General features: G+C 63.3%; 27 protein-coding genes. 12 read left to right on the top strand and 15 right to left on the bottom strand.

Annotated features, from left to right (window positions below):
* Position 1 precedes the first annotated feature (1 nt).
* Genes HU736_RS20390 through HU736_RS20365 form a run of 6 tightly spaced genes read right to left on the bottom strand, consistent with a single transcriptional unit; the run spans position 2 to position 4,234 of the window.
* The gene (locus HU736_RS20390) at positions 2 to 916 is read right to left on the bottom strand and encodes a 5-oxoprolinase subunit C family protein (RefSeq protein WP_186697803.1); all 915 of its coding nucleotides are present in this window, start codon (positions 914 to 916) and stop codon (positions 2 to 4) included.
* Positions 913 to 1,608 carry a 5-oxoprolinase subunit PxpB gene (pxpB, locus tag HU736_RS20385; RefSeq protein ID WP_186697801.1) on the bottom strand — a complete coding sequence of 232 codons (696 nt, stop codon included), beginning with the start codon at positions 1,606 to 1,608 and terminating at the stop codon, positions 913 to 915. The genes HU736_RS20390 and pxpB overlap by 4 nt, the downstream gene beginning before the upstream one ends.
* A complete protein-coding gene (locus tag HU736_RS20380; protein ID WP_186697799.1) occupies positions 1,605 to 2,357 on the bottom strand; it encodes a 5-oxoprolinase subunit PxpA in 753 nt (250 codons plus the stop codon). Before HU736_RS20380 ends, pxpB begins: the two co-directional genes overlap by 4 nt.
* A 59-nt stretch (positions 2,358 to 2,416) precedes the next feature.
* Entirely contained in the window at positions 2,417 to 2,938 is a 522-nt protein-coding gene (locus HU736_RS20375; protein ID WP_101317506.1) for a DUF2937 family protein, read from the bottom strand.
* Positions 2,939 to 2,947: 9 nt separating this feature from the next.
* Positions 2,948 to 3,721, bottom strand: a complete 774-nt coding sequence (locus HU736_RS20370) for a class II glutamine amidotransferase (protein WP_101317504.1) — start codon at positions 3,719 to 3,721, stop codon at positions 2,948 to 2,950.
* Between the two features lie 15 nt (positions 3,722 to 3,736).
* Positions 3,737 to 4,234, bottom strand: coding sequence for an MFS transporter (locus tag HU736_RS20365; protein WP_186697797.1), 498 nt, complete (start codon positions 4,232 to 4,234; stop codon positions 3,737 to 3,739).
* A 124-nt stretch (positions 4,235 to 4,358) separates the two neighbouring features.
* Here HU736_RS20365 and HU736_RS20360 point away from each other — a divergent pair, with 124 nt between their 5' ends.
* Both HU736_RS20360 and HU736_RS20355 read left to right on the top strand, forming a co-directional pair.
* Positions 4,359 to 6,398 carry a S9 family peptidase gene (locus tag HU736_RS20360; RefSeq protein ID WP_186697795.1) on the top strand — a complete coding sequence of 680 codons (2,040 nt, stop codon included), beginning with the start codon at positions 4,359 to 4,361 and terminating at the stop codon, positions 6,396 to 6,398.
* A 91-nt stretch (positions 6,399 to 6,489) separates the two neighbouring features.
* Positions 6,490 to 6,957 (top strand): cyclic nucleotide-binding domain-containing protein, encoded by a 468-nt coding sequence (locus HU736_RS20355; protein WP_103438717.1) that lies wholly within the window; start codon positions 6,490 to 6,492, stop codon positions 6,955 to 6,957.
* Here the strand turns inward: HU736_RS20355 and HU736_RS20350 are convergent.
* A complete protein-coding gene (locus HU736_RS20350) occupies positions 6,954 to 7,232 on the bottom strand; it encodes a hypothetical protein (RefSeq protein ID WP_103436479.1) in 279 nt (92 codons plus the stop codon). The genes HU736_RS20355 and HU736_RS20350 overlap by 4 nt on opposite strands.
* Before the next feature lie 132 nt (positions 7,233 to 7,364).
* On the opposite strand from HU736_RS20350, the gene HU736_RS20345 reads away from it, so the two are divergent.
* The 3 genes from HU736_RS20345 (at position 7,365) to HU736_RS20335 (ending at position 8,692) form a co-directional block, all read left to right on the top strand.
* On the top strand, positions 7,365 to 7,730 hold the full coding sequence (locus HU736_RS20345) for a YajD family HNH nuclease (RefSeq protein ID WP_101317496.1): 366 nt from the start codon (positions 7,365 to 7,367) through the stop codon (positions 7,728 to 7,730).
* A 59-nt stretch (positions 7,731 to 7,789) separates the two neighbouring features.
* Positions 7,790 to 8,260: an RNA methyltransferase gene (locus HU736_RS20340; protein WP_103436478.1), complete on the top strand. Its 471-nt coding sequence runs from the start codon at positions 7,790 to 7,792 to the stop codon at positions 8,258 to 8,260.
* Positions 8,261 to 8,344: 84 nt separating this feature from the next.
* Positions 8,345 to 8,692 carry a DUF2892 domain-containing protein gene (locus HU736_RS20335; RefSeq protein ID WP_103436477.1) on the top strand — a complete coding sequence of 116 codons (348 nt, stop codon included), beginning with the start codon at positions 8,345 to 8,347 and terminating at the stop codon, positions 8,690 to 8,692.
* 144 nt (positions 8,693 to 8,836) lie between these two features.
* Here the strand turns inward: HU736_RS20335 and HU736_RS20330 are convergent, their stop codons facing one another.
* Positions 8,837 to 10,045 carry a M61 metallopeptidase family protein gene (locus HU736_RS20330; RefSeq protein ID WP_186697793.1) on the bottom strand — a complete coding sequence of 403 codons (1,209 nt, stop codon included), beginning with the start codon at positions 10,043 to 10,045 and terminating at the stop codon, positions 8,837 to 8,839.
* Between the two features lie 41 nt (positions 10,046 to 10,086).
* Complete coding sequence (locus HU736_RS20325) at positions 10,087 to 10,536, bottom strand: YcgN family cysteine cluster protein (protein WP_103436475.1); 450 nt, start codon at positions 10,534 to 10,536, stop codon at positions 10,087 to 10,089.
* Between the two features lie 145 nt (positions 10,537 to 10,681).
* On the opposite strand from HU736_RS20325, the gene HU736_RS20320 reads away from it, so the two are divergent.
* Positions 10,682 to 11,275 carry a nitroreductase family protein gene (locus HU736_RS20320; RefSeq protein WP_186697791.1) on the top strand — a complete coding sequence of 198 codons (594 nt, stop codon included), beginning with the start codon at positions 10,682 to 10,684 and terminating at the stop codon, positions 11,273 to 11,275.
* 49 nt (positions 11,276 to 11,324) lie between these two features.
* On the opposite strand, the gene HU736_RS20315 is transcribed toward HU736_RS20320, so the two are convergent.
* From HU736_RS20315 to HU736_RS20300, 4 genes are all read right to left on the bottom strand, one after another.
* Positions 11,325 to 12,257: a D-2-hydroxyacid dehydrogenase gene (locus HU736_RS20315; protein ID WP_186697789.1), complete on the bottom strand. Its 933-nt coding sequence runs from the start codon at positions 12,255 to 12,257 to the stop codon at positions 11,325 to 11,327.
* An 81-nt stretch (positions 12,258 to 12,338) separates the two neighbouring features.
* Positions 12,339 to 12,632 (bottom strand): YcgL domain-containing protein, encoded by a 294-nt coding sequence (locus HU736_RS20310; RefSeq protein WP_103436472.1) that lies wholly within the window; start codon positions 12,630 to 12,632, stop codon positions 12,339 to 12,341.
* The gene (gene rnd / locus HU736_RS20305) at positions 12,629 to 13,762 is read right to left on the bottom strand and encodes a ribonuclease D (RefSeq protein ID WP_150571481.1); all 1,134 of its coding nucleotides are present in this window, start codon (positions 13,760 to 13,762) and stop codon (positions 12,629 to 12,631) included. The genes HU736_RS20310 and rnd overlap by 4 nt, the downstream gene beginning before the upstream one ends.
* An 85-nt stretch (positions 13,763 to 13,847) precedes the next feature.
* A complete protein-coding gene (locus HU736_RS20300) occupies positions 13,848 to 15,488 on the bottom strand; it encodes a phosphoethanolamine transferase (protein ID WP_186697786.1) in 1,641 nt (546 codons plus the stop codon).
* A gap of 262 nt (positions 15,489 to 15,750) precedes the next feature.
* On the opposite strand from HU736_RS20300, the gene HU736_RS20295 reads away from it, so the two are divergent.
* A complete protein-coding gene (locus HU736_RS20295; protein ID WP_186697784.1) occupies positions 15,751 to 15,987 on the top strand; it encodes an HP1242/YdcH family protein in 237 nt (78 codons plus the stop codon).
* Between the two features lie 64 nt (positions 15,988 to 16,051).
* On the opposite strand, the gene HU736_RS20290 is transcribed toward HU736_RS20295, so the two are convergent.
* Positions 16,052 to 17,233 (bottom strand): trans-sulfuration enzyme family protein, encoded by a 1,182-nt coding sequence (locus HU736_RS20290; RefSeq protein WP_186697893.1) that lies wholly within the window; start codon positions 17,231 to 17,233, stop codon positions 16,052 to 16,054.
* A 157-nt stretch (positions 17,234 to 17,390) separates the two neighbouring features.
* On the opposite strand from HU736_RS20290, the gene HU736_RS20285 reads away from it, so the two are divergent.
* The 4 genes from HU736_RS20285 (at position 17,391) to HU736_RS20270 (ending at position 20,887) form a co-directional block, all read left to right on the top strand.
* Entirely contained in the window at positions 17,391 to 17,849 is a 459-nt protein-coding gene (locus tag HU736_RS20285) for an Lrp/AsnC family transcriptional regulator (protein ID WP_101317474.1), read from the top strand.
* 146 nt (positions 17,850 to 17,995) lie between these two features.
* Positions 17,996 to 19,000, top strand: a complete 1,005-nt coding sequence (moaA, locus tag HU736_RS20280) for a GTP 3',8-cyclase MoaA (RefSeq protein WP_186697782.1) — start codon at positions 17,996 to 17,998, stop codon at positions 18,998 to 19,000.
* 21 nt (positions 19,001 to 19,021) lie between these two features.
* On the top strand, positions 19,022 to 19,921 hold the full coding sequence (locus HU736_RS20275; protein WP_186697780.1) for a bestrophin family protein: 900 nt from the start codon (positions 19,022 to 19,024) through the stop codon (positions 19,919 to 19,921).
* A gap of 81 nt (positions 19,922 to 20,002) precedes the next feature.
* On the top strand, positions 20,003 to 20,887 hold the full coding sequence (locus HU736_RS20270; RefSeq protein ID WP_103436465.1) for a LysR family transcriptional regulator: 885 nt from the start codon (positions 20,003 to 20,005) through the stop codon (positions 20,885 to 20,887).
* Positions 20,888 to 20,984: 97 nt separating this feature from the next.
* On the opposite strand, the gene xenA is transcribed toward HU736_RS20270, so the two are convergent.
* Positions 20,985 to 22,076, bottom strand: coding sequence for a xenobiotic reductase XenA (xenA, locus tag HU736_RS20265; protein WP_186697778.1), 1,092 nt, complete (start codon positions 22,074 to 22,076; stop codon positions 20,985 to 20,987).
* 50 nt (positions 22,077 to 22,126) lie between these two features.
* Between xenA and HU736_RS20260 the strand changes: the two genes are divergently transcribed.
* Positions 22,127 to 22,462: an ArsR/SmtB family transcription factor gene (locus tag HU736_RS20260; protein WP_101317462.1), complete on the top strand. Its 336-nt coding sequence runs from the start codon at positions 22,127 to 22,129 to the stop codon at positions 22,460 to 22,462.
* Positions 22,463 to 22,645 lie beyond the last annotated feature (183 nt).

Here is a 22,645-nt window from a genome sequence, read left to right as displayed (position 1 = left end):
ATCAGCTCCAGCGTTGCAGGTAAGCCTGCTGCTCCTGCCAGGCGAACTCCTGCAGCACCGCCCTGAAGCGCACCTGCCCCCCCGGCAGGCACTGGGCCAACTGGGCCAGCGCCAAGGGCGTCAATGCACCTAGCCGCGGGTAGCCACCAATGGTCTGCCGGTCGTTCAACAACACGATTGGCTGGCCATCCGGTGGCACCTGCACGGCGCCCAGTGGGATACCCTCCGAGATCATCGGCTCGCCTTGGTACACCAGTTGCGGCCCGAGCAGGCGCATGCCCATGCGGTCAGCGCGGCTGTCCAGGGTCCAGTCCCGGTTGAACGCCTCGAACAGGCTGGTGCCGCTGAACTGCCCCAGTTGTGCGCCCATGACCAGATCCAGCGCAGGCTTGGCGGCATACACCGGCCTTGATTGTGCTGGCACCTCGCGCTCGGCCGGCAGGCCCTCGGCGCATACCAGCAACTGCCCCTTGATCAGCGCCGAACCTTGGCCATCAAGCCCGCCCAGCTGTTCGCGGACAACCGTGGCGCAACTGCCCAGCACCGCCTCGGCCTGAAAACCACCGAGCGCAGCGAGATAAGTGCGAGCACCCGCCAGAGGCTGGGTAAAGCTCAGGCGCTGCCCCGCACGCAGATGAAGACTGCGCCAGGGCTTGAGCGGCTGGCCATCGATTCGTGCATCCAGGTCAGCGCCCGCCAAGGCCAGGCAGCAGTCGCGCTGGGCGAGCACGCTGAAACCACCCAAGGGAATTTCCACCACCGGCGCCTGCAAGGCGTTATCCAGCAGCCAGTTGGCCCAGTGTAGCGCTACCCAATCCAGTGCCCCGCCCTGGGTCACGCCGAGATGGCGCACGCCAAAGCGCCCGCCATCCTGCAGCTGACACAGCGGCGTGCTGGCCTCGATCAACAGACTCATGCCTGGCCCTCCAGCGGGCTGTCGTCGCCACCCAGGCTGATGAATTCGGCGTGGTCCACCGCGACGAAACACACACGGTCACCCGGCTGCAACAAGCTGTAGCCCTCGCGCTCGCGGTCAAACAGACGTACTGGCGTGCGCCCTATCAGGTTCCAGCCGCCCGGCGACACTGCTGGGTAGGCCGCTGTTTGGCGCTCGGCAATGCCGACGCTGCCAGCGGCCACGCGCTTGCGCGGGGTGCTCAGCCGTGGCGTGGCCAGGCGTTCATCGACCAGCCCCATAAAGCCGAACCCTGGGGCAAAGCCGAGGGCAAATACCGGGTATTCGCGTTCACTGTGCAGGCGCACCACCTCGGCCTTGGACAGCCCACTGCGCGCTGCCAGCAATGGCAATTCGGGGCCGACACTGGGGTCATACCACACGGCAATTTCGTGCCTGCGCCCCGCCGCGCCTGCATCCGGCTGCAGGTTTTGCAGCGCTTCGATAATCAGCCCTCGCGCCGCAGTCGGTGACTGCCGAAACTGCACCATCACGGTGGTATAGGACGGCACCAGGTCAACCAGATCGGCGCCGAAGGCACTGCTCAGGTGCTGGCTGGCAGCGAGGATCCATGGCATGTTGGCTTCATCTATGCGGTCGAACAGGCGCACCATCAGGCTGTCGATGGCTACCGCCTCGATGCGCAGGTTCATGGCTGCACCAGCGCATCGAGGGCCTGGCGAATCTGCCGCACCGCCGCCAGCGAGCTGTCGTTGTCGCCGTGCACGCACAAGGTGCTGGCGTTCAGTCGCAGCGCGCTGCCGTCGTCTGCCAGCAACGTCTTGCCACGGGCCAGGCGCAGCGCCTGCTCGATGATCAACGCCGGCTCGTGGTGCACCGCCCCTGGCAGGCGCCGCGACAGCAGGTGGCCGCTGGCCGTGTAGCCACGGTCGGCAAACGCCTCGAACCACAGCGTCACACCCAGCTCATCACCCATCTGCTGCGCCGCATAATCATCGGCAGTTGCCATCAGCATCAGCGGCAGGCTGCTGTCGTAGGCGGCTACGGCTTCGAGCACGGCGCGCAATTTCACTGGGTCGGCCATCATGTCGTTGTACAACGCGCCGTGCGGTTTGACGTAGGCCACGCGCCCGCCCTGGACCTTGCAGATGCCGTCCAGTGCACCGATCTGGTAGTGCAGCAGATCGCGGATTTCTTCATTGCTGCAGGCCATCGAGCGGCGACCAAAGCCGACCAGATCCGGATAGGCCGGATGCGCGCCAATGGTCACACCATGCTGCAGGGCCAGGCCCACGGTGCGGCGCATGATGCTCGGGTCGCCCGCGTGGTAACCACAGGCGATATTGGCGCAGTCGATGTAGGGCATGACCTCGGCATCCAGGCCCATGCGCCAGCTACCGTAACTTTCACCCATGTCGCAGTTGAGAAGCAGGGTTTGCATCTGGCGGACTCCTGAATCGACTAGAACAGAGTACGGCGGCGCCGAGGCGGTCAGCCGGCTTAGCGCCAGCTTTCCTTGACCACCTTGCGCCGCCCGCCAAGGATGACCCAGCCCAGCAGCACCAGCACGCTTTCGACCACGAACGCCAGCACAAAGCCTGCGCTCAGACCCCAGCCGATGGCTTCGGGCACCAGCAGAATCTGGTAGCTGTAGCTGTTCAAGGTCTCTTCGCGCAATTGCGGGTCAGCCTGCGCCAGCACGTGCCAGCTCTGGCTCAGCCACGAGCCCTGCATGGCCTGCCACTCGTTTTCCAGCAACTGGTTGCGGACCAGCAGGCTCTCGATGCTGTTGGCATCGCTGATGAATACCGGATCCTCGCTGGTGCGGTAATGCTGCAGCAGCGCTTGCAGGTCGCCTTTGAAGAAACGCTGGGCAGTTTCCTGGAAGCCGGACAAGGCCTCGCGCGACTCGAGCACACGGGCCTCGACGCGCTGGCCGTAATCCTTGACCAGGCCGGGGACCTGAATGCCCGCCAGCAGGCCGCAGGTGAACAACAGCAACCGCAGATAACTTCTGAACATGCCGCGTCCTTAGCTTTGCCCGTGGGCGATACATTCGCCATGCCGCCACAAGGCCCATTGTCCGGGCTCGTAGCGGTTCCAGGTTTCGTTCTCGGTCAAGGCCTCGGTGGCGATCACCGTGACCACATCATTGGGCGTGGTTTCGGCCTGGAAGTCGACGATCATGTCGACGTCCTTGAGCCGGGCCGGGCCAAACGGCGCGCGGCGGGTAATGTGCACCAGCTTGGTCGAGCAGAAGCAGAACAGCCAGTCGCCGTTGCTCAGCAGGCAGTTGAACACGCCCTTGCTGCGGTGCTCGGCGCAGGCCTCGACCAGCACCGGCAGCAGTTGCTCGACCTCGACCGGCTCGGGGAAGGCATCGCGCACGCGGTTGAGCAGGTCGCAGAAGGCCGCTTCGCTGTCGGTATCACCGACCGGCCGGTAGAAGGTGCGCTGACCGCTGAACTGCGGCAGCTGGCCGTTGTGGGCGAAGCACCAATTATGCCCCCACAACTCACGCACGAACGGGTGGGTGTTGCTCAGGCAGACCTTGCCGACGTTGGCCTGGCGGATGTGGCCGATCACCACTTCGCTCTTGATCGGGTAGCGCTGCACCAGCTTGGCGACTTCCGACTCGCTGCTCGCTGCCGGGTCCTGAAACACGCGCAGGCCGCGCCCTTCGTAAAAGCCGATGCCCCAGCCATCGCGGTGCGGCCCGGTGCGGCCGCCGCGCTGCATCAGCCCGGAAAAACTGAAAACGATATCAGTGGGGACGTTGGCGCTCATGCCGAGCAGTTCGCACATGCCTTGCAGCTCCCCTCAGAGACGTGGCTCGACCCGGCCACGGCCAGGCGCGGCCGGTGCCGGCGGATCATTGCGGTAACGGTCGTGGCGATCGGCGGTAACCGGCGCCTCGACCAGCACTTCGCTGTCTTCTGCGGCTTGCCGCTTGGCAGCTGCATCGGCTTGCTCGCGGCGCTCACGGGCGCGTTTTTCCAGCGGCCAGCGCAACAGCACGAACAACAGATACAAAGCAAAGGCGATCATGCCGTACATGGCCAGATCGGACGCCGCGCGCCAGGCGTTGTTGCCAACCTTGAAGGCGATATCCAGCGCGCTGATGGCAATGGCCGGGGCGAAGCTTTCCTTGACCGGGTCGACAATCGTCGGCGTCAGCAGCAGCACCGCAACCAGCACCCGCAGCGGTTCGCGCAGCCAGCGCCACATCCAGCCAGTCAGCTTGAAGGTCACCAGCAGGCAGCCGATGGCGGCCACCGCATACAGGCCCCAGGCAAGGGTATAGTCGTTCTCGGTCATGGTGTTCGTGCAAGCCAGGCGAAGAGATGCCTATGATAAACACTTTTAGGCACAGGCGCCTGTCTGCCCGTGATCACCGGTGCCACTGTCGCCCAGCCCTATTCGCTTTCGCCAGAGACCATACATGCCCGCTATTACTGCCCCGATCGCCCAGCAAGCCCCCGGTAACGACCCTTACGCCTGGCTGCAGCAGCGCGACAGCGCCGAAGTGCTCGCCTACCTGCAGGCCGAAAACGCTTATCAGGAGGCCTGCCTGGCCGATCAGGCGCCGTTGCGCGAGCAGCTGTTCGAGGAAATCAAAGGGCGCATTCTGGAAACCGACCTGTCGCTGCCCTCGCCGTGGGGGCCATGGCTGTACTACACCCGCACCACTGCTGGTGATGAGTACCCGCGCCACTACCGCTGCCCACGCCCGGCAGATGATTCCAACACCGTCGACGCCAGCGCCGAACAGCTTTTGCTTGACCCGAACGAGCTGGCGGCCGGCGGCTTCCTGTCGCTCGGCGCGTTCAATGTAAGCCCCGACCACCAGCTGCTGGCCTACAGTCTCGACACCAATGGCGAAGAAACCTACACGCTGTATGTCAAGGACCTGGCCACTGGCGCCATCACCACCCTGCCCTTCGAGGACTGCGACGGCAGCATGACCTGGGCCAACGACAGCCGCACGCTGTTCTTCGCCGAACTCGACGACACCCATCGCCCCTGCCGCCTGCGCCGGTTCAGCCTGGGCGAGGCTGATGCGCATACGGTGTTCGAAGAAGACGACGGGCGTTTCTTTCTGCACTGCTACCGAGCCAGCTCCGAGCGCCAGCTGATCCTGCTGCTCAACAGCAAGACCACCAGCGAAGCCTGGGTGCTGGATGCGGAGACGCCGTTGGCCGAGTTCACCTGCCTGGCTGCACGCGAAGAAGGTCATGAATACTTCCCCGATCACGGCCAGCTCGATGGCGACTGGCGCTGGTTTATCCGCAGCAACCAGGACGGCATCAACTTCGCCCTGTATCAGGCGCCCTCTGCGGCAGTGCCCAGCCGTGCACAGTGGCAGGTGCTGGTAGCCCACCGCGACAACATAATGCTCGAAGGCCTCAGCCTGAATGCCAGGGCCTTGGCGCTGAGCCTGCGTGAAGGCGGCCTGCCCATCATTGAAGTACGCCCGCAAGGCCTGGCGCCCTATCGTGTCGAGCTGCCGGATGCGGCCTACAGCCTGTATGTGCAAGACAGCCTGGAATTTGCCAGCACGCGTATCCGCCTGCGCTACGAGGCGCTCAATCGCCCGGCGCAGGTGCGCCAGTTGGAGCTGGCCAGCGGTGCGCAGACAGTGCTCAAGCAGACCCCGGTGCTCGGTGCCTTTGACGCCGACGCCTACGTCAGCGAACGCCTGTGGGCCACCGCCAACGACGGCACCCAAGTGCCGATCAGCCTGGTACGCCGCCGCGACGACGTCGGCAAGATGGTGCCGCTCTACCTCTATGGCTATGGCGCTTATGGCGAGAGCCTCGACCCGTGGTTCTCCCATGCGCGGCTAAGCCTGCTCGAGCGCGGCGTGGCCTTTGCCATTGCCCATGTGCGCGGCGGTGGCGAGCTGGGTGAGGCCTGGTACCGCGCCGGCAAGCAAGAGCACAAACAGAACACCTTCGACGACTTCATCGCCTGCGCCGAGCACCTGATCGCAACCGGTGTCAGCCGCCCGGAACAACTGGCGATCAGCGGCGGCAGCGCCGGTGGATTGCTGATCGGCGCGGTGCTCAACCTGCGCCCGCAGCTGTTCCGCTGCGCGATTGCCGAGGTGCCGTTCGTCGATGTGCTCAACACCATGCTCGACCCTGAACTGCCGCTGACCGTGACCGAGTACGACGAGTGGGGCAACCCTGAAGAACCCGAGGCGCATGCAAGGATCAAGGCTTACGCGCCCTATGAAAACGTCAAGGCTCAGGCCTACCCGGCTATGCTGGTAGTGGCCGGCTACAACGACAGCCGTGTGCAGTATTGGGAAGCAGCCAAGTGGGTAGCACGCCTGCGCACGCTCAAGACCGATAACAACCTGCTGCTGCTCAAGACCGAGATGGGTGCAGGCCATGGTGGCATGAGCGGCCGCTATCAGGGGCTGCGCGATGTGGCGCTGGAATATGCGTTCGTTCTCAATGAGCTGGGCGTGGTGTAAACCGGCTTTTCTGTTGTCCTATGCACAACCGTGAACAATCTTGCGTGGCCGCGTGATCAACGCGGCCACGCCAAGCGCAGAAGACCAGACCATGTCCGACCATTCTCACCTCAACGCCGAAATCCGCGACATGCTCATGGATTGCGGCCTGTTCGACACCTTGCAGGCCAGCGAATTTGCTGTCGCTGCCGGGTATTTCAGCCTGAGCAACATGAGCGCCGGCGAGACTATCTTTGCCGAGGGCGACGCCGGCACCTTCATGTGCATTCTGCACCGCGGCCAGGTTTCGGTGCGCAAGACCGACAGCAGTGGCCAGGCCGTCGAAATCGCCGTATTGCGCCGTGGCGCCTTTGGCGAAATGGCGGTGCTCGACGGCGAGCGGCGCTCAGCCAGTTGCGTGGCCGCCAGCGAATGCCAGCTGCTGACCCTAGGCAAGGATTCGCTGGAGAAGATGCTCAACGAAGCGCCGCGCATCGCTGCGCGGATCATTCGCGCACTGGCCGTGGCGCTGTCCAAACGCCTGCGCATGCAGGACGGCCAGCGCCTGGCGCAGGTCTAGTCGTCTTTGCCCTGCGGCCTGGGCGCGCCCTGCTGCAAGCCGGGCAGCGGCTCGTCCCGGCGCGGGCTAGGCAGCGGCATCGGTGGCAACAGCGGCCCACCGGGTTGATTGTCGTAGGCTCTGGGTGGCACGCTCGGGGTGATCTGCGGATAGGGCGTGGGCGTGGCGGTACCCGGAGCACCGGGCACCGGCGTAGTAATGCGTGGCTGTTGCCCGGCAGCGTCGGCCAGCGGCGCGGCCAGCAGGATCAGTGCGCTGAGGATCGCGTGGAGCATCGGCAACCTCCTGTCGAAAATTCATCTACAGGCTACGCCCATCTACGGGTTTTTGCCTGTCCGCCTGGCCTGTAACCACGCTAGACTCAACGCCATAACCGTCATCAGCCTGATTACAAGAAAGGTCACACCATGAGTTCCACCCTCTCCGCCACCGCCCGCCTGGACCGCATCATCGCCGACGCCAAGCGCGACAAGGAAATGGGCTACCGCGACAAGGCCCTGAAGATGTACCCGCACGTCTGCGGCCGCTGCGCCCGTGAGTTCGCCGGCAAGCGCCTGAGCGAACTGACCGTGCACCACCGCGACCACAACCACGACAACAACCCCCAGGACGGCTCCAACTGGGAGCTGCTGTGCCTGTACTGCCACGACAACGAGCACTCGCGCTACACCGATCAGCAGTACTTCAGCGAAGGCTCGACGGCCACCCCGAGCATCGCCAAGGCTACCCACAACCCGTTCGCCGGGCTGGCCGGTCTGCTCAAGAAAGACTGACCCCACAGCGGCCGGGCAACCCCGTATAATCGCGTTTTTTTTGCGAAGGGCCCCGGCACGTGGCGAACAAACGGTACAGTTGCATCGGCCTGTTCAACCCCAAGTCTGCAGAGAACGTCGGTTCGGTGATGCGCGCTGCGGGTTGTTACGGCGTCAGTTCGGTGTTCTACACCGGCAAGCGGTATGAGCGCGCGCGTGATTTCGTCACCGACACCAAGCGGGTGCATTACGACATTCCGCTGATCGGCATCGACGACCTGCAACGCATCATCCCGCTGGGCTGCACGCCGGTGGCGGTGGAGTTGGTCGAGGGCGCCCGCCCCCTGCCTGAATACACCCACCCTGATCGCGCCATCTATATCTTCGGCCCGGAAGACGGCAGCCTCGACGAGAACGTGCGCGCCTGGTGCGAAGAAACCATCTATATCCCCACCGAAGGCTGCATGAACCTTGCGGCAACCGTCAACGTGGTGCTTTACGACCGCCTGGCCAAGGGCCTGAACACCCGCTCGGGGCCTAAATTCAAGTAACAGGCAGGCCGCTGGGCATATGAAATGAACGGCGCTACAACCGCCAGGGTCAGTTATTTACCAACCTACCTGGAGGCTTTGCTCATGCTTGATCTAGATTCCAATGCCCATACCGAGGAAAAGAACGTGCATGGCTGGGAACGCGCCAGTTCCTTGGCCGGTGGCGCCCTGATGATCAGCAAAGGTATGCGCCATGGCGGCGTGATCGGCCTGCTGCAGGTTGCCGTTGGCGGCTTGGCGCTGGCACGCGGGGTCAAGGGCCGTTGTGCGACCAAGGCCTGGTGGCTGCGTCATCGTCAGGAATACCAGCGTCTGAAGGGTGACATTGACCGTGGCGCCGCCGAGCTGGAAGTGCTTCGCGCCAGTGCCGACGCTGCTACCCGCGGCGTAACCGTAACCGGTGACGACGGCGTCCATACCCCGAAGCTGTAACACGCCTGTGTAGGAGCGGCCTTGTGTCGCGAAAGGGTCGCGCAGCGGCCCCAGGATGTATGCCACACCGCAAGATCGCTGGGGTCGCTATGCGACCCTTTCGCGACACAAGGCCGCTCCTACGCAAAGCGTCTGTACGCAGGGTTAGCGCAGCAATTTGCTCTGAAGCACGTCTGAACTGCGCCCAAGCACGCTCTCGCTGATCTGGATGAACTCTGCAGTATTCACACTCGGCATGCGCATCAACGCCTGGGTGACGTCGTCCAGTGAGCGTTTATTCTGGGTGTGCAGGCGGATCTCCCGATCCAATGCCTGCAACACCTGCACGCCTCGCGCGATCTGCCCAGCGTTAGCCTGCCTGGCCACCAGCCGAGTGACCTTGGCGCCCTGCTTGTGCAGGCGTGCCTGCCAGGCATCATAGCGATCATCACTGATGCCGCCGGCCCGGCGCAGCAGTTCGGTGGCGTAGTAGTCAGTCAGGCTTTCACTGATCCAGTCGCTGTCATCGCGCACCTTGATCTGCGCAAACAGCTGGACCAGCTCACGCAGCAGTGGGCTGCTGCCGTTCTCGCTGATCAAGGCGCGGTTGCTGTGGATGAACAATGAGTTGTGCTCGCCACGCACGCCCCGCCACATCTGATCGCGTGCGCCAACCAGCAACAACTTGGGTGGATTGCGCGGGAACACCGCTTGCAACTGAGGCCAGACGAACGTCAGCAACGTCAGCGTATCCATCCGGCGCATGCCCTGCCCTTGCGGCGCCGCCACGGTGACGTCGGTTTCGCCCAGGCGCGCGCGGCGGCTGCCGAGGTTACCGGCGAGCATCCAGCCCGTCGGCCGATCGAACAGGCGCGAAACATCATCGATACGAAACTTGTGCTGGCCGATCCGCGGCCAGGCCGTTTCCACGCTCTTCCAGCCCGGCGGCAGCTCGACTGCCAGGCGCGCTACCAACTCGGTGCCATCCTGTTGATCAAGACGTGCCGGCGGCACCAACTGATCGCCACGGAACACCGCCCAATGCGCGGTCATGCGGCTCTCGAAGGCACCACCCGACGCAGCACTGTCGAGCCGTACGCGGTAACTGAGGCTGGTCTTGCCCGCAGCCGGGCGCCACACGCCACGCTCACCCTGCTGTGACCACTGGCCATCGGCCTGAAAACCGCTGTAGTCATTGGCCTTGCCCAAGGCAAAATCCAGGCTACGCACCGCGCTGCCATCAGCCAGGGTCAGGCGTACTTCGGCCTGGCCACTGTTGGGCAGCAGGCGCACCTGGTAATCCAGATCGACCTTCTTGGCCCAGGCTGGCGAGCAAGCCGCCAGCGCCAGAACAAGCAGCAAAGTGCAACGCATAGACAAACTCCTTGTTCGGCACAGGCCAGTCACCGCATGGCTCAGCCGGCGCGGAAAATCAAATGGTCTTCCCAATCGTCTTCAGCCACATCGTTCTCGCTGAGCATGCGCCCGGACTGCGAAATACGTTGCTCATGCACCTGGCTGCGGTCGCCACAGACCAGATGATGCCAGGCGGGCAGGTCCTTGCCTTCGCTGACCAGCCGATAGCCACAGGTCGGCGGCAACCATTTGAACTGATCGGCCTTGCCCGGGGTGAGCTGGATGCAGTCAGGCACGTGTTTGAAGCGATTAGGGTAGTCGCTGCACTGGCAACTGTTTAGATCGAGCAGTTTGCAGGCAATGCGGGTGTAGTAGACGCTGTTGTCGTCCTCGTCCTCGAGTTTCTGCAGGCAGCACATGCCGCAGCCGTCGCAGAGTGATTCCCACTCTTGCGGGTCGAGTTGATCGAGCGTCTTGCGCTGCCAGAAGGGCGCAGTCTGGGCCATCATCACACGGTTTCTCGCAGTTGTTCTTGGGCCGCAGCAGGCGGCGGCGCCAGTCTAGAGCCTGGCCTTGGGCAAAGCCAGACCGCTTGTCAGGGGTGTCCAGACGCAGTAGCGTGCCGGCTTCCCCTTGTGTCTTGCAGGAGCTGTCATGAGCGCCAACCCACGCGTTGCCGATTACGCCATCAACGAGCAGTTCATCAATCGCTGGTCGCCCCGCGCATTCAGCCCCGAGCCGATCAGCGAAGAAACCCTGCTGAGCTTCTTCGAAGCGGCGCGCTGGGCGCCATCGGCCTACAACTCGCAGCCGTGGCGGTTCCTTTATGCCCGTCGCGACACGCCAAACTGGCAGCGCTACCTGGAGCTGCTGGTACCGTTCAACCGCAGCTGGGCCCAGTACGCCTCGGCGCTGGTGCTGGTGATTTCCAAGACCAGCTTTATCGCACCCGGTGCCAGCGAAGAGTCGCCAGCATTGTGGCACGCATTTGATACCGGTTCGGCCTGGGGCCACCTGGCGCTGCAAGCGAGCCTCAGCGGTTGGCACACCCACGGCATGGCCGGCTTTGACCAGGCGATGGCCCGCGAACAACTGAAGATCCCCGAAGGCTATGAGCTGCAGGCGATGGTCGCGATCGGCAAGCTGGGCGACAAGGCCACTCTCGCCGAGGGCCTGCAGGCCCGTGAAGTACCTAGCCCGCGCAAGCCACTGGCCGAGCTGGCCGCAGAAGGCGATTTCAGCCTCTGATCTACCGCAGCGCGTGGCGACGCTTGCTACAGACGCCCCGCGCTACACATCAATAACCGCGCTGGAAATCCACCTCGCCGCGCAGTGCCTGCCCCGCTAAATAGTCCCGCAGATTCTCGACAAACAAACGCACCATCGCCGTAGGCGAGGTCGGCGCGGAGCTGTGCCCGGTCAGCAGTAAACCCCACGCCGTCCAGAACGGATGTTGTTGCGGCAGCGGCTCCTGCCGGCATACGTCGATCACGGCGCCGGCCAGATGGCCTTCCTTCAACGCTGCGACCAGGTCGGCATCCACCACCGAAACACCGCGACCAGCGTTGATCAACAGCGCACTGGGCTTGAAGCGTTTGAACAGCGCGGCGTTGTACAGGTCATGGGTGGCCGGGGTATCAGGCAACAGGTTGATTACGTAATCAGCCTGCTCGACTCGCTGTGGCAGTTGATCGAGCCCAACCACTTCAACAAACGGCGCCTGCTGACGCGCGCTGCTGGCAACGCCGTACAGGGTCACGCCGAATGGCACGAGAAACTCCGCCACACGCTGGCCGATATCGCCAGTGCCAACGATCAGCACCTGGCGCCCTTGCAGGCTGTGCCCAGGGCGCTCATCCCAGCGCCGCTCGACCTGGCTGACCAGGCGCGACAACACCTCGCGCTCGTGGCCAAGCATGTAGGTCAGCATGTATTCGGCCATGACCTGGCCAAAAATGCCGACAGCGCGGGTCAGGCGATAATCACGCGTCAGGCCGTCGGCCAGCAGCGGGGTAATCCCCGCCCAGGTCGACTGCGCCCATTCTGGCTTATTGCCTTGGCGCAGCAGGGTCGCCAAAAGGTCTGGCTGACCCAGCCACACCTGGCATTGCGGCGCCAAAAGCGCCAACTCGGCGGAGTTACCGCTGGTCAGCACTTCAAGGTCGGGGGCGGCAGCGGCCAGCAGGCCGGCATAGTTGGCATGATCCTGTTCAGCGATCAGAACGCGCATCTCAAAAGACAACCTTGGCAGATAACGGAAAACGGCCCGGGTAGCGGGCCGCTTGGGCGAACGATGGGCAGCGCGGGCCGATCAGACTGGGTCGTTGCGGCGCAGCAGCTCTTCAGGCAAGTGCTCGATGTACTCGTCTTCGAGCGGCGGCATCTGCAGGTGATAGCCCTGGGTCTCGAGGTTGTTCAGCACCTGTTCGATGTCTTCCCGGGCCAGCTTGCGCTCCGGCGACAGCACCAGATCGAAGGCATGAATCGGCGTACCGAAGGCCGGCAGCAAACCGGCTGGGACTCGCTCCAGGCCATCGGCCTTAAGCACGTACAGGTACATTTCGCTTTTGCGCGGGCTCTTGTAGATCGAGCAGATGCGTTTCATGAAGATTCTCCGAGCGCGGCCAGATCATCCAGCAGCGCCTGGCCCATCCGCTCGCGACGCCAGCCGCGCAGCGAATCGGGCAGTTGATAGGGCCCATTGGGGTAGCCGCTCTTGAGCAGCGCCTCGAGGGTTTTCTTGCGCAGCATCAGCTCCGGGGCGATGCCCAGCCGCTCACCTTCGGCCTGGCCGATGGCGCGCAGGCGCTTGAGGATGGCCGAGGCTTCGATCGGCAATGGCTCAGGCAGCGCTGGCGGATACTGCTCAGCCGGCACACTGCCGGCCTGCTTGATCAATTGCAGGAGGAACTCGCCGTCCTGACGCAGGGTGCGCGGGTGCATGTCATCGATCTTGGCCAAGGCCGAGAGGCTGTCTGGCTGGGTCTTGGCGATCGGCCACAGCGAATGCTCCCGCAGTACGCGGTTGCGCGGCAGGTCGCGGCGGCGTGCTTCAAGCTCGCGCCAGGCCGACAGCTCACGCAGGACTGCCAGCTGCTGACGCGACAGCTTCCAGGCCAGCTTGACCTCACGGTAGAGCAGCTGCGGCTCAACTTCACGGCGCATCTGCGCAACCAGCTCGGCACCGTCTTCCAACACCCAGGCGTACTTGTCATCGGACAGCCGCGGGCGCAGCGCGGTGAACAGCTCGGCGAGGTGTACGGCGTCTTCGGCGGCGTAGCTGACCTGGGTTTCCGACAGAGGGCGCTGCAGCCAGTCAGAGCGGGTTTCGCCCTTGGGCAGATCGAGCCCGAGCACGTCCTGCACCAGGCGCGAGTACCCCATCGAGAAACCGATGTTGAGGTAACCTGCGGCCAACTGGGTGTCGAACAACGGCTGTGGCAGTTTGCCCGTCAGGCGCAGGAGAACTTCAAGGTCCTCACTGCAGGCATGCACCACTTTGACCACTTGCGGGTCTTCGAGCAGGTCAGCCAAAGGCTGCCAGTCACGAACCCGCAACGGGTCGATAAGAAAGGCTTTTTGACCGTCGCCAACCTGCAGCAGCCCGGCCTTGGGGTAGAAGGTGTCTACCCGCATGAATTCGGTATCGAGCGCTACGAAGGGCAATTCGCGCCAGGTCCGGCAGTGCTCGGCCAGGCTCTGGTCGTCACAGATCCAGTGTATTTCGTTGGCCACGAGGCTCTCCCACAAACAGTGGCGCGCAGTATATACGCCGTGGGCCGCGCACGCGAAACATGGCGACCATCGCCCGGCGCTTCTGTCAGCGGCCAGCCGCCAGCCACGGCCGGCAACCGGCAAACAGGTCCAGTGATTGCTGGTAGACCGCGCTGTGCACCTGCAGCAGGCCGAGCATCGAGTGGAACAGGTTGTCCTGGCTCAGCGGGGCATCCCGCAGGCGCGCCAGGCAGTCGTTGTCGAGGCCAAAGTCCTGCCGGTAACTGTCGGAGAACCACGCCAGCATCGGCACATGGCGTTGCTGCTCGGGCGCCAGCATGTACGGCGTGCCATGCAGATAGAGGTTGTACTCACCCAGCGATTCGCCGTGGTCGGACAGGTACAGCATGGCGGTGTCGACTTTGTCCTGACGGCTGCGCAACAGGTCGATCAGCGAGGCCAGCACGTGGTCGGTGTAACCCAGGGTGTTGTCGTAGCTATTGATGATTGCCTGCTGATCGCACTGGTTCAGGGCGTTGCTGTGGCACACCGGGGTGAATCGCTCGAACGCTTGCGGATAACGCTTGTAGTAATCAGGGCCGTGGCTACCCATCTGGTGCAGGACCAGCACGGTGTCCTGGTCGAGGCTGTCGAGCAGCTCGGCCAGGCCTTGCAGGAGGATTTCGTCGTGGCACTCGCCGCCGGCACACAGGGCGGGGTCCTTGAGGTTGCTGACGTCGACGAACTGCACGCGGTCGCAGGTGCCCTTGCAGCCTGATTGATTGTCGCGCCACTGCACCGCCAGGCCGGCGCGCTGGAGCATGTCCAGCAGCCCCTCCCGGTTGCGGGCGACGCTGGCATCGTAGTTCTTGCGCGGCATGCCGGAGAACATGCACGGCACCGAGACAGCGGTTTCGGTGCCGCACGAATGCACATCGGTGAAGCCCAGCAGGCCGTCTTCCTTGCTCAGGCGCGGGGTTGTATCGCGGCCATAACCGAGCACGCCAAAGTTTTCCGCGCGGGCGCTTTCACCCACTACCAACACCGTCAACGACTTGCGCTTGTGCTGCTGCCAGGCAGCGGCATCGCGGCGGGCGTCTTCGCCGTAGCGCTGAAACGGCGCGGCCGCACTGCCCAACCGCTCGCTGGCATAGCCAAACGAGGCGCCAACAATGTTGCTTGGGGTGAGCATCAGACGGATTTCGTGGTGGTTGCGCAACAGCGAAGACAGGCCCTGATAGTTGGCCAGGGCCACCGCGCCCAACGCCACCGCACAGGCACCACCGACCAGCAGCTTGCCGAACACCTCGCGGTGCCAAGGGCGATAGGCGATCGGCGCCTTCCACACAAGTGCGGCAGGCAGCAAACCCAGCAGCACGATATAGCCGATGAACTTCAACGAGAGCAGATCACGCACTTCACTGATGTTGGTCTCGGCAACGTTGCGGAACATGCCTGCATCAATCAGCACACCGTACTGATTCATGAAGTAAGCCACTGCCGCACCGCTGACAAACAGCACCATCAAGACCGGCTTAAACACATACTTGAAGGCAATCAAGGTCAACACCAGGTTGAACGCAAACAGCATCAGCAGGGCAAACGCCAGCATCAGCCAAAGCCCCGTCAACCCTGGCGGCACCACCGCCTGGAGGTGACTCCAGAGCAGGCTGTTGAAGCCAATCAACAGGTACAGGCTGGCCAGTAACGTGACCCATTCGGTCCGCAGATTGTCGAGTTTCAGCATGGTCTTCGCCATCGAGTTTGATGTTGGCCCAGGCGCGATTCAGCGCGTGGCAATTCGAAGCGGATTGTGGGAAGCAGACCATCGTTTTTTTGTGAAAAACCCGCCAACAAACTCTAACATCCAGCAACAATCACACTTGTTTACCTTTCATTCAGCCGACGTTCAGCCAACCTCTGCCGGACCATCCCCACCCACGTCTTTGGCAAACGCGGCTATCCTCAAGGTTCTGCACCAGTGGCCAACCCCTGACGGAGGTGAAGAAATGCCCGTACCGCATGATCTGTTCGCAGACCTCAGCATCCAGGCTGACGACTTTCACGCATTGAGCGCAAAGGACCCCGAGCTGCTCAAGCTGTACAAGGACTACAACGCCAAGGACAAAGAGGTGGACGTCGCTGAACGCACCGCCGCCACCGATGACACCGTCACGCTATTGCGCAAGGAGCGGCTGCTGATCAAGGACAAGATCGAACGAATCATTCATCCAGCCAAGTCCTGACCCGGCTGCAATAACTGCAAAACCGCCATCGCGGGGCAAGCCTGCGATGGCGATCAACAAAGCCTCAGACTGCGGCGCTGGCTTGCAACGCGCCTTGCAGATCATCGATCAGATCGCGGCAGTCCTCGATCCCCAGCGACAGCCGCAACAGGCCCTCGGTAATCCCCATCACGCCTTTCTGCTCCGGGCTCAGCGAGTTGTGCGACATGCTCCAGGAATGGTTGATCATGCTTTCGACGCCGCCCAGCGAATCGGCCAGGACAAAGATCGACAGCGCGTCGACAAAGCGCTTGAGCGCCTCGCGATCACCCTTCAGCTGCAAGGTCACCACCGCGCCGCCGGTGCGCATCTGGCGCTTGCACAGCTCATGTTGCGGGTGGCTGGGCAGACCTGGATAGAACACCTTGCCGACCAGCGGATGGCTCTCGAGGAACTGTGCCACCCGCAGGGCATTGGCACTTTGGCGCTCCATGCGCACGTCCAGGGTCTTCAGCCCGCGCAGGGCCAGGTAGCAATCGAACGGGCCCTGCACGGCACCGACGGCCATGCTGATCTTGCGCAGGCGCGCCAGCAACTCGGCGCTCGCCGCCACCACCACTCCGCCGGTGAGGTCGGAGTGGCCACCGATGTACTTGCTCGCCGAGTGCATCACCAGATCCACGCCGAGGGTGATCGGCTGCTGATTCCACGGCGAGCAGAAGGTGTTGTCGATGCAGGTGAGGATATTGCGGGCACGGGCCAGGCTGCACACTGCTTCGATATCGACCAGGTGCAGCAGCGGATTGGTCGGCGACTCGATCCAGATCAGCTGCGTGTCCGGGCGAATCGCCGCCGCCAGGGCGTCCAGGTCATTCAGGTCGACATACGTGGTGGTCAGCCCGGAGGTGCGGCTGCGGTAGTCTTCGAGCAGGCGGAAGGTGCCGCCGTAGACGCCATTCATCACCACCACGTGAGCGTCCTTGTCGAGCAACTCAAGCACTGTCGAAGAGGCGCTGACGCCGGAAGCACAGGCGACCGCACCAAGCCCTTCTTCCAACGCCGCAACGCAGCTCTCGTAGGCATGCCGGGTCGGATTGGCAACGCGGCTGTAGGCGTACTCGGGGTTATCGTCGAGGCCGCGCTTGATGTACGAGCTGGCGGTGTAGATCGGCGGGAAGATGGCGTTGTCGGCAACGCTGAATTGCTCGCCGGCGTGGATGGTACGCGTGGCGAAGTTGCGCGGTTTGTCGGACATGATCGGGCCCAGTGACTGGAAGGCGGGGTTGGTGGCCGTCACTATCGCATATCCGCCGCGATTGGCCGAGCGCAGGCGGAAGCGGGCGATACCCCGGCACAAGCATTCTATTCGTGCTCGTTAACGGCTAGTCTGGAGCATATTTTTCTCGGCAAGGCGACGCACCGGCATGGACAGTTTCGACCAGCACATCCTCACCCTGCTCCAACGCGACGCCTCCACCTCGCTCAAGGAGCTGGCCGAAGCGGTCAACCTCACCACCACCCCATGCTGGAAGCGGGTCAAGCGCCTGCAGGATGATGGCTACATTCTCGGCCGCGTCGCGCTGCTTGATCCGCAACGCCTGGGCCTGGGTCTGACCGTGTTCGTCCAGCTCAAGACCCAGCGCCACGACAATGCCTGGCTCGAGCAATTTGCCGCCACCGTCAGCGGCTTCGAGGAGGTCATGGAGTTCTACCGCATGTCGGGCGACTGGGATTACATGCTGCGGGTGGTGGTCAGCGATATTGCCGCTTACGACCGCTTCTACAAGAAGCTGATCACCCGCACCGATGGCCTGTCGAACATCACCTCCAGCTTTGCCATGGAACAGATGAAATACACCACGGCCTATCCGGTGCATCGCTGAGCGTCGATCAATCGCTCTGAACGACCGATAGACCGTACTGATCAACCGAGTGGATAAAGCAATTTGACGGCACCGGGCACAGGTTATAGCGTGGGCTTACTGCCCTGCGGCCAACCGGCCGACCCTCCTTAGACGCGAGCGCGATTGTGGAACTCAACGGCCAGGCCCTGATCGACGGCTACAACCGAAAAATCGACTACCTGCGGATGTCGGTCACCGACCGCTGTGATTTTCGTTGTGTCTATTGCATGGCCGAAGACATGCAATTCTTGCCGCGCCAGCAGATCCTCAGCCTTGAAGAGCTGTATCAGGTTGCCGAACGCTTCGTCGCCCTCGGCACGCGCAAGATCCGCCTGACCGGCGGCGAGCCACTGGTGCGCCAGGGCATCGTCGAACTATGTCGGCGCATTGCCGCCCTGCCCGGCCTGCGTGAACTGTGCATGACCAGTAACGGCTCGCAGCTCGACCGGCTGGCGCAGCCGCTGTTCGACGCCGGCCTCAGCCGCCTCAATATCAGCCTCGACAGCCTCGACCCGGAGCGCTTTCGCCAGCTCACCCGCACCGGCGATCTGGCCCAGGTCATCGCCGGTATCGACGCCGCGCGCCGCGCCGGCTTCAAGCGGATCAAACTCAACTGCGTGGTGCTCAAGGGTCGCAACGATGACGAACTGGTCGATCTGGTGCGCTTTGCCATCGACCGTGAGCTGGACATCACCTTCATCGAAGAGATGCCGCTAGGCGTGATCAGCGAGCATCAGCGCGGCGAGTCGTTCTATTCCAGCGATGACGTGCGCGACCGCCTCGCGGAGCACTTCAGCCTGATCGAATCTGCCGAATCATCGCAGGGCCCGGCGCGCTACTGGCGCCTGGCCGAGGCAGCGCAGACCCGGGTCGGCTTCATCTCGCCGCACAGCCACAACTTCTGCGCCACCTGCAACCGTGTCCGCCTGACCGTCGAGGGCCGCTTGCTACTGTGCCTGGGCAACGAGCATTCGCTGGACCTGAAACAGGTGCTGCGTGCGCACCCAGGCGACGCCGAGCGCCTCGAGCATGCCATCCGCGAAGCGGTGCAGCTCAAGCCTTACCGCCACCACTTCGAAGTAGGCGGCGAGGTGCAGATCCTGCGCTTCATGAACATGACTGGCGGCTGACCCAACCGCCTCTGGATCCCCATGATCGTCCATTCCCGGCCCGATGTGCTGCGTGTGCTGTTCACCCTGAAAGGCTCGATCGTCAAGCGCATTGCCTGGCGCTGCCTGCTGGTTACCTTGCTGGCGGCGTTGATCGTGCTGGTCGAGCGGCATTATCCAGAGATGTTCTCGCCGGTCAGCGCCACGCCCTTCACCTTGCTCGGCCTGTCGCTGTCGATTTTCATGAGTTTTCGCAACACGGCCTGTTATGACCGCTGGTGGGAGGGCCGCAAGGCCTGGGGGCGGATGCTCATCGAGGTGCGCTCGTTCGTGCGCGAGAGCGTGGCGATTGCCGACCCCGAGCTGCGCCGCGAGTTACTGCGCAGCCTGTGCGGCTTTGCCCATGCCTTGAACGCTGGATTGCGCGGTGAGGATGCCCTCGGCGCGGCGCAGCCGTGGCTGAACCCGGCGCATTCACTCAGCCCGCACAACGTCTGCGACGGCATCCTGCGTAACATCGGCCAGCGCTGCTCGGAGCTGGCGCAGACGCAACAGATCAGCGAATGGCGCTACACCCTGCTCGAACAGCGTCTGGTTGGCCTGGCCGAAGTGCAGGCGACCTGTGAACGGATCAAGGGCACGCCGCTACCCTTCCCTTACACCCTGCTGTTGCACCGGACCATCTATATCTTCTGCCTGCTGCTGCCGTTCGCCCTGGCAGAACCCTTGGGCTGGCTGGCGCCGCTGTTCACCACCATCGTCAGCTACACGTTCTTTGGCCTGGATGCGATCGGCAACGAGCTGGAAGATCCGTTTGGCCGCGACGAAAACGACCTGCCCACCGACTCATTGGTGCGCACCTTGGAGCGCGACGTGCTTGCGGCGCTTGGCCACGAGCCGTTGCCGCCCGCGCTGATGCCGGTCGATCACGTGCTCAGCTGAACCGGGCGGCGGCGACTAAACAATGGCTAGCCCCGCTCAACTTGGTTAAGGTCAACGCATTCCGATTGCGCAGGCCGCCCCATGGACATCAAGCAGCTCAAGTTTCTTATCGCCCTGGACCAGACTCGGCACTTCGGTCAGGCCGCTGCGCTGTGCCATATCACCCAGCCGACCTTGTCGATGCGCCTGCGTAATCTGGAAGAAGAACTTGACCTGGTGCTGGTCGAACGTGGCCAGCGCTTCGAGGGTTTCACCGAGGCCGGCGAACGCATTCTGGCTTGGGCGCGGACACTGCTGGCCGCACATGACGGCCTCCAGGCCGAAGCGGCCAGCTGCCGCGGCCAAGTGGTCGGCAGCCTGCGCCTGGGCAGCGTGCCGTTGGCCAGTTTCAATCCAATGGCGCTGCTGCTGCCGCTGCGGGAGAAGTTTCCCGAGCTGCAGTTTCAGCTCAGCTCGAGTACCTCCGAGCAGATCGTCGATGGCCTCAGCCGCAACCAGCTCGACCTGGGGATCTGCTATCTGGATCAGGTCAACTCAAGCTTTTTCGACGTGATCGAACTGGGCACCACCACCATGGGCCTGCTGCACGACACCCGCCATTATCAGTTCGAGCAAAGCGAGCTGGCCTGGGATGAGCTGGGGGACCTGCCGTTGGGGCTGCTCAGCAAGGGCATGCACTACCGCCAGTCGCTGGACCTGAGCTTTCGCAGCCGCGGCCTTGCGCCACTGGCAGTGCTGGAAAGCGACTCGACCTTCCAGCTGATCCAGGCCATCACCAGCGGCATGTGCTGCGCAGTGATGCCGCTCAACTGCGGGCTGGAGGATTTGAGCGAACACATGCGCATCACCCCCATCAGCGAGGCCAGCGTGCTCAGCCCGGTTGGCTTGCTGCTGCGCCGCAGCGAGCCGAGGTCGGCGATTGCCGAGCAGTGCTTTAACCAGGCTCGGATAGTGTTTGGCCAGTAACTGCTAGCCACAAAAAACGCTGGGCCAGTCTCGCAGCGCTGTGCTGCTCGGACTGGCCCCGCGTGGTTAACGGTGCTGGCTGGCGTTAGGGCGAGCCTTAACGATAGCGTTCCAGCCAATGCGCATACGGCGCTGGCAGGGTCCACGAGGCTTTGTCCACGCCCAACTCTTTGGCGGCGAAGTAGGCCCAATGTGGGTCAGCCAGGTGCGCACGGCCTACCGAAACCAGATCCAGCTGACCCGCTTGCAGCGCGCCTTCAGCCAGCTGCGGCGTGCCGAAGCCCCATGCCGACGTCACCGGCAGGCCTGCTTCGCGGCGCACGCGCTCGGCAATCGGGCCCATGAAGGCCGGGCCCCACGGGATATTGGTGTCGGGGATGGTGAAACCAACGCTGACGCTCAACAGGTCGAGGCCACCGGCCTTGAACTGACGGGCCAGTTCGATCGACTCGACCAGGGTCTGCTCGTCGCGGCCATCATATTCCAGCACACCGAAGCGGGCGGTCAGCGGCAGATGCTCAGGCCAGACTTCACGCACGGCCGCCAGCGTTTCGAGGAGGAAGCGGCTGCGGTTTTCGAAGCTGCCGCCGTAAGCATCAGTACGCTGGTTGGAGTGCTCGGAGAAGAAGCTCTGACCGAGGTAGCCGTGGGCGAAGTGCAGCTCGATCCACTCGAAACCGGCGTCACGGGCGCGGCGCGCAGCGTCGACAAAGTCTTGTTTGACCCGAGCGATATCGCCCAGGGTCATCGCCTTTGGCACTTTCGGCAGGTTGGCGCCAAAGGCAATTGCCGACGGTGCCAGGGTGTCCCAGCCGCGGGCGTCGTCAGCGGCGATATGGTCGTCACCTTCCCATGGGCGATTGGCGCTGGCCTTACGCCCGGCGTGGGCGATCTGGATGCCGGGTACGGAACCGGCCGCCTTGATCGCCTTCACCACCGGCAAGAACGCTTCGGCGTGGGCGTCGCTCCAGATCCCGGCGCAGCCTGGGGTAATGCGTCCTTCTGGCGATACAGCAGTGGCTTCGACCACCAGCAAGCCGGCGCCGCCGCGGGCCATACCCGTCAGATGCACGTGGTGCCAGTCGTTGATCATGCCGTCTTCGGCCATGTACTGGCACATCGGTGGAATGGCAATGCGGTTGCGCAAGGTGACGTCTTTGAGGGTGTAGGGTTCGAACAATGCAGACATGAGCCAGCTCCAGCAGGTTGGGCATACGATAGTTCGATCATAATCGAACTATGGCAATTAATGAAAGCCCCGTTATCATGTCGACCATGCGAGCCTACAAACATCCAAGCTGTGAAGACCTCATCCTCGAACGCGTGCTGTACGCCTTGAGCGACCCCGTGCGCATGGCCATCGTGCGCCATCTGGCGGGTGTCACCGAAGCCACTTGTGGCGAGCTGGATGGCGGCCGACCCAAGTCGAGCATGTCCCATCACTTTCGCGTGTTGCGTGATGCAGGCCTGGTGCAGACGCGCAATGTCGGCACCACGCACATGAATTCGCTGCGCAGTGAAATGCTCGACAGCCGCTTCCCCGGCCTGCTCGAGTGCATCCTGCGCCAGCGCTGAGTAACCGCCGCAGCCCCTCCGCCTGCGCAGCCCTATGCACCCTTCATCGGCTCGCGCAGCAGGCGTAATGAACGCCGCTCGAAGCACCCCTCTCTACTGATCACAAGGCACAGCATGCGCCGTCCAGCGGGGCCTTGGTGGCAAGCCGCAGATCTGTCGATCGCGCAGGTTTGAATTCAGACA

Origin of the sequence: Pseudomonas shirazensis, assembly GCF_014268785.2 — a bacterium.
GTDB lineage: Bacteria > Pseudomonadota > Gammaproteobacteria > Pseudomonadales > Pseudomonadaceae > Aquipseudomonas > Aquipseudomonas shirazensis.
This window is presented reverse-complemented; position numbering and strand designations above follow the sequence as displayed.